The organism is Rhizobium sp. WYCCWR 11146 (assembly GCF_013591995.1).
Lineage (GTDB): Bacteria > Pseudomonadota > Alphaproteobacteria > Rhizobiales > Rhizobiaceae > Rhizobium > Rhizobium indicum.
Genome location: NZ_JACCEY010000038.1, coordinates 307,790 through 320,601, shown reverse-complemented (window position 1 = coordinate 320,601; position 12,812 = coordinate 307,790). Strand labels below are relative to the sequence as shown.

At 61.0% G+C, this 12,812-nt stretch carries 13 protein-coding genes and 2 pseudogenes; 6 read left to right on the top strand and 9 right to left on the bottom strand.

The genetic code is table 11. The annotated features are described in order from the left end of the window. Positions 1-564 precede the first annotated feature (564 nt). Positions 565-759 carry a hypothetical protein gene (locus HX899_RS30985; protein ID WP_246413115.1) on the bottom strand — a complete coding sequence of 65 codons (195 nt, stop codon included), beginning with the start codon at positions 757-759 and terminating at the stop codon, positions 565-567. Between the two features lie 66 nt (positions 760-825). Here HX899_RS30985 and HX899_RS30980 point away from each other — a divergent pair, with 66 nt between their 5' ends. Beyond that, the gene (locus HX899_RS30980; RefSeq protein WP_181294384.1) at positions 826-984 is read left to right on the top strand and encodes a hypothetical protein; all 159 of its coding nucleotides are present in this window, start codon (positions 826-828) and stop codon (positions 982-984) included. Positions 985-1,119: 135 nt separating this feature from the next. Beyond that, complete coding sequence (locus HX899_RS30975; protein WP_181294155.1) at positions 1,120-1,503, top strand: hypothetical protein; 384 nt, start codon at positions 1,120-1,122, stop codon at positions 1,501-1,503. 825 nt (positions 1,504-2,328) lie between these two features. Here HX899_RS30975 and HX899_RS30970 read toward each other — a convergent pair. Both HX899_RS30970 and HX899_RS30965 read right to left on the bottom strand, forming a co-directional pair. Beyond that, complete coding sequence (locus tag HX899_RS30970; protein ID WP_003550345.1) at positions 2,329-3,093, bottom strand: slipin family protein; 765 nt, start codon at positions 3,091-3,093, stop codon at positions 2,329-2,331. A 27-nt stretch (positions 3,094-3,120) separates the two neighbouring features. Continuing rightward, complete coding sequence (locus HX899_RS30965) at positions 3,121-4,470, bottom strand: nodulation protein NfeD (protein WP_138387897.1); 1,350 nt, start codon at positions 4,468-4,470, stop codon at positions 3,121-3,123. Positions 4,471-4,729: 259 nt separating this feature from the next. Here HX899_RS30965 and HX899_RS30960 point away from each other — a divergent pair. Beyond that, positions 4,730-5,576 (top strand): annotated as a pseudogene (locus HX899_RS30960) (glycosyltransferase family 25 protein). On the opposite strand, the gene HX899_RS30955 reads toward HX899_RS30960, so the two are convergent. Together HX899_RS30955 and HX899_RS30950 are read right to left on the bottom strand one after the other, a co-directional pair. Next, positions 5,530-6,897, bottom strand: coding sequence for a HAMP domain-containing sensor histidine kinase (locus HX899_RS30955; RefSeq protein WP_181294153.1), 1,368 nt, complete (start codon positions 6,895-6,897; stop codon positions 5,530-5,532). The pseudogene HX899_RS30960 and the gene HX899_RS30955 sit on opposite strands and share 47 nt — an antisense overlap. Then, the gene (locus tag HX899_RS30950; protein ID WP_062941956.1) at positions 6,884-7,561 is read right to left on the bottom strand and encodes a winged helix-turn-helix domain-containing protein; all 678 of its coding nucleotides are present in this window, start codon (positions 7,559-7,561) and stop codon (positions 6,884-6,886) included. Before HX899_RS30950 ends, HX899_RS30955 begins: the two co-directional genes overlap by 14 nt. Positions 7,562-7,760: 199 nt before the next feature. Here HX899_RS30950 and HX899_RS30945 point away from each other — a divergent pair, with 199 nt between their 5' ends. Then, positions 7,761-8,213 carry a hypothetical protein gene (locus HX899_RS30945; protein ID WP_181294152.1) on the top strand — a complete coding sequence of 151 codons (453 nt, stop codon included), beginning with the start codon at positions 7,761-7,763 and terminating at the stop codon, positions 8,211-8,213. Between the two features lie 232 nt (positions 8,214-8,445). Then, on the top strand, positions 8,446-8,796 hold the full coding sequence (locus HX899_RS30940) for an AraC family ligand binding domain-containing protein (RefSeq protein WP_181294151.1): 351 nt from the start codon (positions 8,446-8,448) through the stop codon (positions 8,794-8,796). Between the two features lie 15 nt (positions 8,797-8,811). Here HX899_RS30940 and HX899_RS30935 read toward each other — a convergent pair whose 3' ends face one another. From HX899_RS30935 to HX899_RS30920, 4 genes and pseudogenes are all read right to left on the bottom strand, one after another. Next, positions 8,812-9,603, bottom strand: coding sequence for an aldolase (locus tag HX899_RS30935; RefSeq protein ID WP_181294150.1), 792 nt, complete (start codon positions 9,601-9,603; stop codon positions 8,812-8,814). Between the two features lie 302 nt (positions 9,604-9,905). Continuing rightward, complete coding sequence (locus HX899_RS30930; protein WP_181294149.1) at positions 9,906-10,298, bottom strand: response regulator; 393 nt, start codon at positions 10,296-10,298, stop codon at positions 9,906-9,908. A 74-nt stretch (positions 10,299-10,372) separates the two neighbouring features. After that, complete coding sequence (locus tag HX899_RS30925) at positions 10,373-11,422, bottom strand: sensor histidine kinase (RefSeq protein WP_181294148.1); 1,050 nt, start codon at positions 11,420-11,422, stop codon at positions 10,373-10,375. Between the two features lie 172 nt (positions 11,423-11,594). Then, positions 11,595-11,700, bottom strand: a pseudogene (locus HX899_RS30920) (TetR family transcriptional regulator); the annotation flags it as partial. A 366-nt stretch (positions 11,701-12,066) separates the two neighbouring features. On the opposite strand from HX899_RS30920, the gene HX899_RS30915 reads away from it, so the two are divergent. Further along, the gene (locus HX899_RS30915; protein WP_181294147.1) at positions 12,067-12,789 is read left to right on the top strand and encodes an RNA polymerase sigma factor; all 723 of its coding nucleotides are present in this window, start codon (positions 12,067-12,069) and stop codon (positions 12,787-12,789) included. Positions 12,790-12,812 lie beyond the last annotated feature (23 nt).

Here is a 12,812-nt window from a genome sequence, read left to right as displayed (position 1 = left end):
CGTCGCCTAGCATACACCAGGTCTTCGCCGACGGCTCTTCATTCTTTCATGGGTCTGGCCGGCGCAATTTTGGCAAACGACCGGAACTCGCTCGTTACTTGGACGCGGCGTGGTGTGTGGTCGCAATGAAGCACGACCGCGCAGGAGGCGAAAAACGATGTCTACCGCCCGATCTTGTCCGGTCGCTCCGTGACCCTCCTGGGGCGCAAAGCAGCCTTATCCTTCGATGACGAAAAACCTTCACCGGGGTGGACAACGGCTTGTCCGCTTCTGCCGTCCGGCTGTGCTATTTCAACGGCAGGAACAGCTCCGCAACCGTCTCATGCTCCGGCACCTCGGAACACCACGCCCGATAGGGTCAAGAGACCCCAATGCGAGCACCCCGCCAGACTTACACGGCGCAACGTCACGGTGATGGGTTACGAACATCTGCGCCAGATGCAGCCACAGCAACGGCTGTGGAGGGGTTGACGGCATTGCGCAGGCCCAGGTCCTGGGGACGAAGTGACGCAAGCCTGGGTGTTTGTTTGATCCGTCAGGACGAAATGCCCAAGCTGAGGCGAACTAGAGGAACACCTGCTCCACATTATCACCAGGGTCGGCTTCCCACGCCTTCGCCAGGTTCAGGACATCGTCGAGCGGCTCGTCGGGATGCGACGTGGTGCAGAGAAATCGCTTCGGATCTGAGCCGTCGCCGACAACGATCCAATCGACCCTTTCTTCCAGATCGTTGGCGCCCGCCCCGACGATCGCGAGCAATGATACGCCTTCGGCAAGGCATTGCTCCACAAAACCCGTCAGAAGCGCTTCATCGGAAAGGGGTGAGTGAAGGACGATTTTTCGAGCGAGAGGCATTTGCGGATTCTAGGCTATCGTGAAGACGCCCGCAATCGATCCCCTGCAAACCGCGGTGACAAGGCCAAAGATTCGTCGTTAGAGTTCCAGCACCTTCGCCAACAGGCCATCCTTGGCGGCGAGGCGTGACCATCCCGACGCTATCCCCTGTTGCAGTATTGCGAATAGTTGTCCTCGCACCGATAGGTACGCCTCAATCGGCTGATCCCCCGATCAACGCCTGCCGTTAATTGTGCTTCGATCGCCGATATGTTTCAAAAGCGTATGACCGATGATATCTCTCTGCGCCTGCTGGATCAGCGCATTCGAAACCGCTTCATTGAGCTTTTCGACGTCCTGTCAGAGGGCGACGAGGCTGTCAGGCATCTTGGATGGGCGGAATACTTCAACTGGTTCTTCGACTGGTTCCCCGATGAGGGGCCCATGCAGCCTCTCTCTGCGATGACCGATCGAGAAACCGAGGCTGCAGAAAGCGTTCTCGCGGCAATGCGTGACGCTTACAACGCTACTCCGCGTTTCATGACCGACGATGGCCTGATTTCGACCGGATGGCCGAAGCGGATTCAGCCGATCGCCAAACAGGCAGCCGATGTTTTCCTCGTGCGCGGTCGCTTTGATGAGGACATCGCCGAGCCTGGCAACGCCTAGAACAGCCGGCGCAAAGCCGGACGATTGGATCACGCCGAGGACTGCCCCTCACCCTAACCCTCTCCCCGTAAAAGACGGGGAGAGGGGACGTGCCACGCGAGACGTGGCGGGGAACGGAGAGGTCGCCGCATGTCCCTTCTCCCCGCGAGCGGGGAGAAGGTGGCGGCAGCCGGATGAGGGGCAGGCGGCGATCTCTGAGCGGGGATTGTCGCATGTCGCAACTTTTCTTGAAAAACGATGCCGACACAACTGGGCGGAACACGATCGATGATGATAGTTATCAGGCAGGGATCGGTGATGCCGACCTTGAAGCGCGATCCAGACGATCCGGCTGTCCATCAATTTAACGATCGCGTCGGCAGAGAAGTTCTCAACCGTCGATCATGCCCGGATGCGTCGCTGTCCTTGCTCCAAAGCTCACCCCCCGCTCCGTCCTCCTCGGGCTTGACCCGAGGATCCACTCTCGCCTCCGTCAGCCGTGGGCATGGATTCCAGGCTCAAGGCCTGGAATGACGGAGGTTGGGGCCGTCTTAGCCGGATCCCCAGGACTCCGTTGCCAAGGGTCATCCGGCGCGGCACGCAGTGGGTCGCTGTCGTCATCGAAGGCGCGGGGTTGTCGTTTCGATCGCGGGAAGGGAGGCGTCCACTGCGTGCCGCATGAGAGCTGGTAGCGCGGCATTCTCACGCGCACTTTGCCGGGATCATACCAATCCGTAAGAAATGCAGCCCCGGCCGTAACAGAAAGGCGCGCGTCATCCACGTCCTCATGCTTTCAACCGCAGGACCATCGCTCCATCGGCAAAAACCACGCATTCAAGGCGTCGTTCATCGGTCCGGTTTGGGCGGCATCAAATTGCCGAACTCCATCGGAAAAGGAAATATGATCGTCGAGGTCTTTTCGCCGGCGATGACGTTCAATGTACTCAAATAACGAAGTTGCATGGCCTCGGGTTGCCTGGCGAGGATTTCGGCTGCTTCAAGCAGTTTCGCTGCAGCCTGCTGCTCGCCTTCGGCATTGATGATCTTGGCGCGCCGCTCGCGCTCGGCTTCCGCCTGACGGGCAATTGCGCGGATCATCGATTCGTTGATGTCGACATGTTTGATCTCCACATTGGCGACCTTGATGCCCCAGGCATCGGTCTGGGCGTCGAGGATTTCCTGAATGTCGATGTTGAGTTTGTCGCGTTCCGCCAGCATCTCGTCGAGGTCATGCTTGCCGAGCACCGAGCGCAGTGTCGTCTGGGCGAGCTGGCTCGTCGCCATCATGAAGTCCTCGACCTGGATCGTCGACCTCTCGGGATCGACGACCCTGAAATAGATCACCGCGCTGACGCGGACCGAGACATTGTCATGCGAAATGACATCCTGGCCGGGCACGTCGAGCACCCGCGTGCGCAGGTCGACCCGCATCATCTGCTGGACATAGGGGATGAGCAGGATCAAGCCAGGCCCCTTGACACCGGTGAAACGGCCAAGCGTGAAAACCACGCCGCGTTCGTATTCCCGCAGGATCTTGATCGCAGATGCGACGACGACGAGCAGAATAAAGATGATCACAAGATAGAAGGCGAGATCTGCAAACATGCCCATGGCTTTTCCTCCTGCATCTGAAGGCCGCTAGGCCTCCTGCGAACTGCGGGCCACTTCGAGCGTCAACCCATCCCGACCGGTCACTTTCACGCGGTCACCGGCGGCAAGCGGCTCAGTTGAAACGGCCTTCCAGCGCTCGCCATGAGCGATGACGTAGCCCGAGATGCCCGTCCAGCTATCGACCTTGCCTGAAATTCCGATCATCTGCTCGCCGCCGGTGACGACATCGTGCCCGCGCGAGATGAAGGCGAGACGGGCAATGATAAGGCTAAGACCGAGGCAGGCGACGGCGATTGCGCCAAGCACCGGCCAGGAAACCTTAAGCCCGGGTATATCCGTGTCGAACAAGATGGTAGCGCCGAGCACCAGTGCGATGCCGCCGCCGACGCCGAGTGCGCCGAAGGACGGCGAATGCGCCTCGACCACCGTCAGACCCACGCCGAGAACGATCAGCCCCAGGCCCGCAAAACTCACCGGCAGCAAGGCCAGAGCATAGAGACCAAGCAGCAGGCAGATGCCGCCGATCGTTCCCGGCACCAGCGTCCCGGGCGTCAGAAATTCAAAGATCAGGCCGTAGATACCGACCATCATCAAGATCAGCGCGATGTTCGGATCGGTGATCACCGAAAGCAGGCGGGTTCGCCAGTCCGGTTCAAGTTCCTGGACGATGAGACCCGATGTTTCGAGCCGGACATCCGTTTGACCGACCCGCACGACCCGGCCCTGCGCCTGTGCCAGGAGATCGTTTATATCGGCCGCCGTGAAATCTATGACCTTCTCACGCAGAGCTGCGGCGGAGGAAAGGCTCGCGGCCTCGCGCACGGCGCGCTCCGCCCAGTCGGCGTTGCGATTGCGCAGTTCCGCAAGCCCGCGGATATAGGCCACCGCATCGTTGATCGCCTTCGCCTCGCCGGCATCGCGCGGCACTTGCCGCTGCTTGCCGGTCGTATCAGGGCTGTCGTTTCGGTCACCATCGGATGGTCGGCCGCCAAGTGCGATCGGCGTCGCCGCACCCAGATTGGTGCCCGGTGCCATTGACGCGATATGGCTTGCGTAAAGAATATAGGTGCCGGCGCTGGCGGCTCGTGCTCCGCTGGGTGCAACGAAACTCGCGACCGGTATCGACGAGGCAAGAATCGCCCGAATGATGTCGCGCATCGACGTGTCGAGACCGCCGGGCGTATCGATCTGCAGGACGACTAGGCTGGCGCCACGTTCATTGGCCCGTTGAAGGCCGCGTCTTACATAGTGGGCCGTCGCCGGGCCAATCGCCCCGTTCATCTTCAGGACTATAGCGACACGCTCAGCTTCGGATGCGGGCGTCGCCAGGCCCAAAGCCGAGAACAACGTCAGCAGCAAAGCAAGGATTGACGGCATCCACCGCCAAAGCTCCAAACGCCACACAATCGTCCGCCGGACTCTCATATTTTGAAATATATGGCAGAACTGCGAAACGGTAAGAGACAAGTCCTTTCTCTGCGCCGCGTCGAGCGCGGCTGGAAACATTCGCGGCTTTAATGCAGCCCCGGCCGTTCGACCCTCGCACTTTACCAAAATGTATAGTTCCAGCGAGGTCCCCGTGAGGTTTGGAGCGCAGGCTTGGCGCCATCATTGCCAAGTCGAGGTCAGCTTTCTCATGAACATGCGCGCTACACCTGCCGCCCTAATGCCCGCCCTTCATCCGGTCAGCCTGCGGGTGAACACCTACCTGATCAATCTCGACCGTGCGCCATTGCGCCGGTTTCGAATGGAGCGCCTGCTGGCAAGCTTCGGCCTTGCCTTCGAGCGCGTGGCGGCGGTCGATGGGGCGGGGTTAAGCCTGCCGCATCCGGGCTTCGACGAAGCAGCCTATCTCAGCCGGCACGGCCGCCGGCCGAACCCTTTCGAGATCGGCTGCTATCTCAGCCATGTCGCATGCGCCAGGCGCTTCCTCGGCAGCCATGCCGAGTTCGCGCTCGTTCTGGAAGACGATCTCGATTTTGATGACGATCTGGCCGAGCTGCTCGATGCCGCCCTTGAGCACCAGGCGCGCTGGGACATCCTGCGGCTGTCGACCGTCAATTCCGGGAAAAAGCACAAGGTGGAGCCGCTGACCGCGTCACGCTCGCTCGCCATCGCGCTCACCCGCGAGAAGGGGTCCGGCGCCTACCTCATCAATCGCAAGGCGGCGGGGTGGATTGCCGGTGTGCTTGTCCCCATGCGTCTGCCCTATGATCTCGCCTTCGATCTGGAGTTCGATGATGGGCTGAGCGCCTGCTTCGTCGATCCGCTGCCGGTCAGCCAAAGGGCCGATCCCTGTTCCCAGATCCAGGCAGGGCTTTCGACCTACCGGCTGGGTCGCCGTCGGCCGTGGAGCGTGCTGCCGTATCGCGCCGCGGCCGAGCTGCGCCGCTTTGCGGCCCGCTTCAGCCGGCTCGCGGCATGGCGGATGAGAGGTTAGAATTTCTCCGCCGGCATCAGAGGGAAGCCGATCGAAACGATGAGGCCGGGATGATTATCCGCCATGGTGATCTCAGCCGAATGCAGCTCGGCGATCGCCTTGACGAGGCTGAGCCCGAGCCCGCTTCCCGGCGTCGTGCGGCTCTTGTCGAGCCGGTAGAGACGCCGGAAGACCTTGTCCCTTTCGCCGGCGGGAATGCCGGGGCCGGTATCGGCGACCGAGACGATGGCGCGGCCGCCGCGGTGGCGGAGCGAAACCGTGATATCGGTTCCGGCCGGGCAGTGGTTGATCGCGTTTTCCACCAGGTTGGCGATCATCTGCGTCAGGAGATCGCGGTCGCCCCGGATGAGAGCGGGACAGCGCTCCGCGATCCTCAACGTCATCAGCGCGTCTTCCGCGACATCGACATAGACCTCGGAAATGACCGCAAGCACGGCGTCGATATCGGTTGCCTGGAAACGCTCCTTGCGGGCGCCGGCCTCGATCTGGGAAATGCGCAGCAGCGCCTCGAAGGTGGCGTTGATCCGGTCGCTCTCGTGTCTCGCTTCGTCAAGCAGCGCCGAAACATCCGCCTGCCGGTCGTTGCCGGCCACCGCGGCATCCAGCGTCAGGCGCAGCCTGTTGAGAGGCGTCTTCAGATCGTGGGCGATATCGGCGCTCACCTGCCGCATGCTCTCGACCAGTCTCTGCAGCCGCTCCAGCGCCGCGTTGATCTGGATCGCCACCGTATCGAGATCGTCGCCGTTGCCGGTGATGGCAATGCGGGCGTCGAGCGCGCCGTGGGAGACGTCGTTCATGGTGAGGGCGACCCGGTCGAGCCGCGCCTGGGCGCGAACGGCGAGAAAGACGCCGCCGCCGATCGCGGTCGCGACGACGATCGCGGCCGCCCATTCGAAGCTCACCAGCACGATCCGCAGCATCTCGTCGACGTCGTTGAAGTTTTCCGCCACCACCAGGCTGTAGGGGCCGATAGTCGAGACCTGCATCCGGTAGCGTTCATGCCCCTTCAGCCCGACATCCCTGGAGGTGACGGTATAGACGCCGTTCGGGATGCGGGGTGCTGCGAAATTGCCGGCAAGCTTGCGCCCGCCTGCATCCGTCAGCGAATAGAGACCGTCGGAGGTCGACTGGAAGCTCGCATAATTGTTCAGCGTATTGGCCAGATCCTCGGTGTCACCGGGTTTGTAGGTCGAGACAATAAGCGAATTCATCTCGCCCAGCGACTGTTCGAGATCACGCGCAAGGCCGAGGCGCAGCATGTGATAGATGATCGCGCCGCTCAGGATGAAGGCGACGACGAAGAGCACGCCGAAGGTGACGGCAAGCCGGAACGGCGTGCTCCGGCGTAAGCTAGCGAGGCGCATGCAGGCTGTATCCGGTGTTGCGGACCGTATGCAGAAGCTGGACCTGGAACGGCTTGTCGACCTTGGCTCTCAGCCGGCTGATATGGGTCTCGACGACGCTGGTCTTCGGATCGAAGTGGAAATCCCAGACCCGCTCCAGCAGCATCGTCTTGGTGATGACCCGGCCTTCGCCGCGCATCAGCACCTCGAGCAGGGTGAATTCGCGCGGCTGCAGCTCGATCACCTGGCCGGCGCGGCGGGCCTCCCGCCGGATCAGATCGAGCTCGAGATCGGCCACCTTCAGCACCGTCCTCTGCTCCTGCACCGGAGGCCGCCGGCCAAGCGCATTGACGCGCGCCAGAAGTTCGGAGAAGGCAAAGGGCTTGACCAGATAATCGTCGCCGCCCGCCTCCAGCCCCTCGACCCGATCGTCGACGCCGCCGATCGATGTCAGGAACAGCGCCGATGTGCCGACCTTGGCGGCCCTCAGTGAACGCACGATCGCCAGCCCATCGAGACCCGGCAGCATGCGATCGACGACGATGACGTCATAGGCCTCGCGCTGCGCCTGAAACAGCCCGTCGCGGCCGTCGCCAACCACGTCACAGACATGCCCGGCCTCGGAAAAGCCCTTGGCGATATAATCGGACGTCTTGGTATCGTCCTCGATAAGCAGGATTCGCATCAGCCCGATCTTCCCGGCATGCCTGGGGGCGAGATCTAGCCGAGAGGACGGCTTGGCCACAACTTACGGATTCGTAAGGTGACGGGCGGGGGTGGCTTCAGGCGCAACCGGACGCTAGGAGTTTCCGGCCGTTCCTTGGAAAGAAGTGATGCGTTAGGCTTCTCTCGTCTCGGCAAGCTTAGATGACAAGGAGGGGACGGTGACGAACATTCCTAATAGTATGAAAACAGAACTCGCAGCCTGGAATGATGGTCGAGGGATCAGCCTCCGGGACTGGACCGCCAACAGCGGGAATTTCTCACTCGCCGTAGGCTATTCAGAGATATTCTGGCCGCGCTTCGTAGCGTTTGAAAAATACGTTCTCGTTGATGGTTTCAATATTGAGGGTTTGCGATCGTTCGAACAAAATCCTGAGGCAACGCGCCAGTCTATCGAATGGGTAATGAACCATTTTCACATCGCCGACATTCAGCACTCGGCATGCACGGATATGGCGGGCGACAAGCTGGCGATCCTGGGCGAACGGCTGCGCGAAATCTACATGGCCAAGCTTGGGTGGCAATTTCCTGATCGGACATTCGTCGTAGAGTTTGTTCAGCCGGAACGGGCAGATGACTTCCCAGATTATCAGATGAGCTTTTGCCAAACATGATTTCTGCTGTTGAAGTTGGCTTGCCCTAGATCCAACCATTGGCAACGGGCATGGATCCCAGGCTCAAGGCCTGGGATGACGGAGGGTGGGGGGAAGGGGTTGCCATGCTCCACCCGCCGTTCTCTGTGGCGAGGAGACCAAGAGGCCGGGAACCTCCTCCTCGTGCGTCTGCCATCCGTCTTGGCGTGTGAAATTTCCGCGCTACCTCTGCACACGGCAATGGAGGAAGATGATGAAGATGCGTAAGTTCACGATCGCCGATGTGTCGTTGGAGCGTTCCCCCGGTCAGGAGGCAGACATCTCCGTCGGCAATCTGGTCGACGAGCGGCACGGAGGGCCGATCACCATCGGCTATGGACGCTACGCACCCGGCCAGAGCCTTGCCGAGACGATGGCGGTAGACGACGTGATGATCGTTCTGGAAGGCCGGCTTTCGGTCTCGACGGACGGGGGAACGGTCACCGCCGGGCCAGGCGAGATCGTTTACATGCCCAAGGGCGAAGCGGTGACCATCCGTTCGCATGAGGAGGGCGCGCTCACCGCCTATGTCACCTATCCGCATTGGCGGCCGGCACACGCCTAGACCGCCAGCTGCGGCTCAGCGCTTGTATTCGGGCTCGCTGCGATCAAGCGCGCGTTTCACGGACTCCAGATGGAGCCGGGCCGACTCCGGGTCGCCTTCGCGCATTTGCCGGTAAGCCGCTTCGGCGATCTCAGGCGCGACGGCAAGGACTTCGCGTCCGGTCGACAGGGCGAGCGTCTGCACTTCGCAGGCGCGCTCGAGGTAATAGAGGTCGTCCCAGGCCTCGGCGATATTGGGTGCGCAGACCATCACGCCGTGGTGCTTCATGAAGACGATGTCGGCATCGCCGATTGCCGCCGCGATCCGATCGCCCTCGCGCGCGTCGAGCGCCAGGCCGTTGTAGCTGCGGTCGACGGCCGTGCGTCCATAGAATTTCAATGCTGTCTGCCCGGCAAAGATCAGCGGATCGCCCTCCGTCATCGAAAGGGCGGTGGCATAGGGCATGTGGGTGTGGAACGCCGCCTTGGCGCGCGGAATGTTCTTGTGAATCCTGGCGTGGATGTAAAAAGCGGTGGCCTCGGGCTGCCCGCTGCCCGACACGACGTTGCCGTGAAAATCGCAGATCAACAGCATCGAGGCCGTCAGTTCGGCAAACGCGTAGCCGTACGGGTTGACGATGAACAGGTCGTCATAGCCGGGAACGACGGCCGAGAAGTGGTTGCAGATCCCTTCCTCCATGCCGAGCCTTGCCGCCATCCGGAAGCAGGCGGCAAGATCGACGCGGGCCTGCCAGATGTCGTCCGTATCGAGTTTCGGCTGGTTGGGGCCGCCGGCGGGCGAGGGGGCTGTATTGAGGGAGTGCGCCATGGGTTCGTTTCAGATCGGTGTCGTAGGAGAGGGTGGCTATGTTCTGGATTACGCCCAGATCAGCTTCGCATCAAGCCGGCTGGAGGCAACATGGTTCGCTTCATCTGCATATTTTTACCCACCCTCCGTCGTCCTCGCCCGACGACCCACGCCGTCTCCCATCAGCTGTGGGCATGGATCCCAGGCTCGAGGCCTCGGATGACGGAGGGTGGGGAGGCGCTTTCCGCCAAACTCCCCGTCGGCGCAGCGGATGGCGGATCGTCTCGCCCCGCGGCTCGACCCGAGGGGGTGTCGAAAAACACCTAACCTGCCAGCCCAGTCTTATTCCGGATCGACAGCAGATGAGCCATTGCATCGATAATCGCGTGGCTGTCGTAGGGTTTCGAGAAGAACCTGCTTCCGGTGGGGAGACTGCTCTCTTCGAGGATTGCTGCGCCGGATGCAACAATCAACCTCACAGGCGGCCACCGATCGTTTATGTAATGGGAGAGCTTGATGCCGTCCATCGTGCCCGGCATCTGAACATCGGTGAACACCAGATCGACATCGTCTCGCGATTCAAGGATGCCGATTGCCTCGTCCGCATCGCAGGCCTCCAGCGCTTCGTATCCCGCAGATACCACCAGATCGACCGCACCCATCCGAATGATCGTGCTGTCTTCGACGACCAGGACGACCGCCTTGCCATTTTTCATCACTCACTCAGTTGAATTAGAGTTCGGAGTCTCGCAGGCTCCGATGGGATAGCGCGTAGGAAGCCATTCGGTTCCTACGCGGCCGTAGAAATGTCGCGGGAACCGGCGCTTTCCCGGTGGCTGATGGTGACGGCGGTGCCGGGACCCGTATCGCTCAGCTGAATTTCGCCATTCAGGGTCTTTACCAGCGCCTCCACAATGCCAGTCCCGAGGCCCGCCTTTGGTGCTTCGCTGCCCGCAGCCATGCCGATGCCGTTGTCGGTCACGGAGAGGGTCCAGTCGTCGCTGGATGATCGATAGTCGATGATGATTGTGCCCGGTCGTTCATCGGGAAAAGCATGCTTGAGGGCGTTGATGACAAGCTCGGTCACAACTAGCCCCAAGCGAACGGAAACGTCCGCGTCCACGGCGCTGTCGTCGACCGTCACTTGGATCGAAAGCCTGTCTGGGTCAGCGATCATCGACGCACCGAGGCTTTGGCAAAGCTGAGTGAAATAGGTATGGAGTTCAACCTTGCCGCCGTTAGACGTCGAGAGTTGCCGCTGCAGGGCCGCAATCGACATGACCCGGTGATGGGCATTGTGGAGGTGGCCGCGCGCTTCCTCCGACTGGACCCGGCGGGCACTCTGCATGAGAACGCTGGCAATGATCTGGAGGCTGTTTGCCACCCTGTGCTGGACCTCCTGCAGCAGGATCGCATTATCGCGAACGAGATCATCTTTCAGCCGAGCCTCGGCGCGCATATCGGTCACGTCGGTGATGGCAAGAAGCAGACGAATATGATCGATGTCGCCGTCATCGAGCGTCCGTGCATTGACGACCAGGTGCCGTGTTTTCTGGTTTGGCCGTTGAAAGTCGATTTCGTAAGCCTCGATAGTGGCACTTCCTGAGGCGGTGGCCGTCAGCAGTGACGCAAGCTTGGGCATTGCCCATTCGCCGTTTCCAATTTCGCTGAGGCGTTGGCCGCAAACTGTCCGGGGGTCGATGTCGAAGGCCCGGCAGAAGGATGCGCTCGCCGCGATAACCTTCAGGTCGTCGGATAGGAAAAGCAGCGGTTCATTGGACGATACCACCACGGCAAGAGTGCTCGCCGCTTCAAAATGCGCTGGCGCTGTCTTTTGCATAGAGAGGCCCTCAAGGGCCGGAGACTCACGAAGCAAGTCATCACTCGGCGACAATGCCAACCGGCCAGAAGGCTCAGTCCGACAAAGAGACTGTAACACGCCGAGAGGTAATCTCTTCATACTAAATATCGCGGCCGCCATGGTGACGCGATGAGCCGATGATGAGGAATATTCATTGCTTGGGAGCGAGGCCATCGAGCAGGAAGTCGAGGCCTTTCCGGAAAGCGCCGTCCCACCAACAGCAGATGGGAGCGTGCGATTGTCGGTTGGTGTTGGCTGCGTGAAGCTCGCCATGCACGTTCGCCTCCCCCGGTAACCTCTGAAGGGGTTTCCCTGGAGAATGGCCTGCGCCCCGGAGGCGAAAACTGTCGGTCCGCCTTCAGCCCTAAGAGCGGACCTTTTTGGTTATCGAAGGATAAGGCTGCTTTGCGCCCTCATGTCGGCCGTAGAAAGCAGGCATCGCCGGCGACCACGCTGGAAGGTCTCAGTTGCGGCAAAACCGGAAGATAGAACTGCTTCGCAACAAGTCCGATTTACTTGGTCAGCAGACCTCTGGTCCGGTAGAGTCCCAAGTCTCCACCTGGCCGCAGACCGAAAAGCCGGAAACGCCTATCTCATAGTAAGCTGATGCATCTGGAGCGCCCATGATGAAGCCGAGCGGATCCACCGAGTCAGTGAGGATCGAGGACCTTGACGACGCGGGGTTGGTTGAACACGCGCGACAGCTTGACCCCGCCGCATTCTGGCTAATCATCAAGCGTCACAATCAGCGGCTTCACCGGGTCGCCCGCGCCGTCCTGAATGACGACACCGAGGCGGAGGACGTACTTCAGGAAACCTACATCCACGCCTTCACCCATCTGGCCGAATTCCGCGCGGAGGCACGGCTGTCGACCTGGCTCACCCGGATCGCGCTGAACGAGGCGCTGGGACGCCGCCGGAAAAGGCGACCCACCGTAGACGCGAAAGCCATCGAAGGCATGGTCGCTCCGTTCAGCGCACACAAGCCTGATCCCGAAGAGGCGGCCGCTCTCGCTGAAATCCGCGGCCTGCTGGAGCGAGCCGTCAGTGACTTGCCAGAGCCCTTTCGCATCGTCTTTGTCTTGCGGGACGTCGAGGAAATGAGCATTGAGGAAACGGCTTTTCTTTTGGCATTGCGACCTCAGACAGTGAGCACCCGTCTTTATCGCGCACGCCGGCTGCTCCGCGAAACGCTGCGGGACAAGCTCGCCACCGTGTTCACGGATACGTTTCTCTTCGCTGGCGCTCGTTGTGACCGCCTCGCGCAATCAGTCCTCGATCGGCTCGCAATTCGCCTGGTTCGAAAGGCTACTCATCTGTTGAACGCGGCGACTGAGCGCGCCTAGAGCCTTTCCGGGTTAGATTGAAA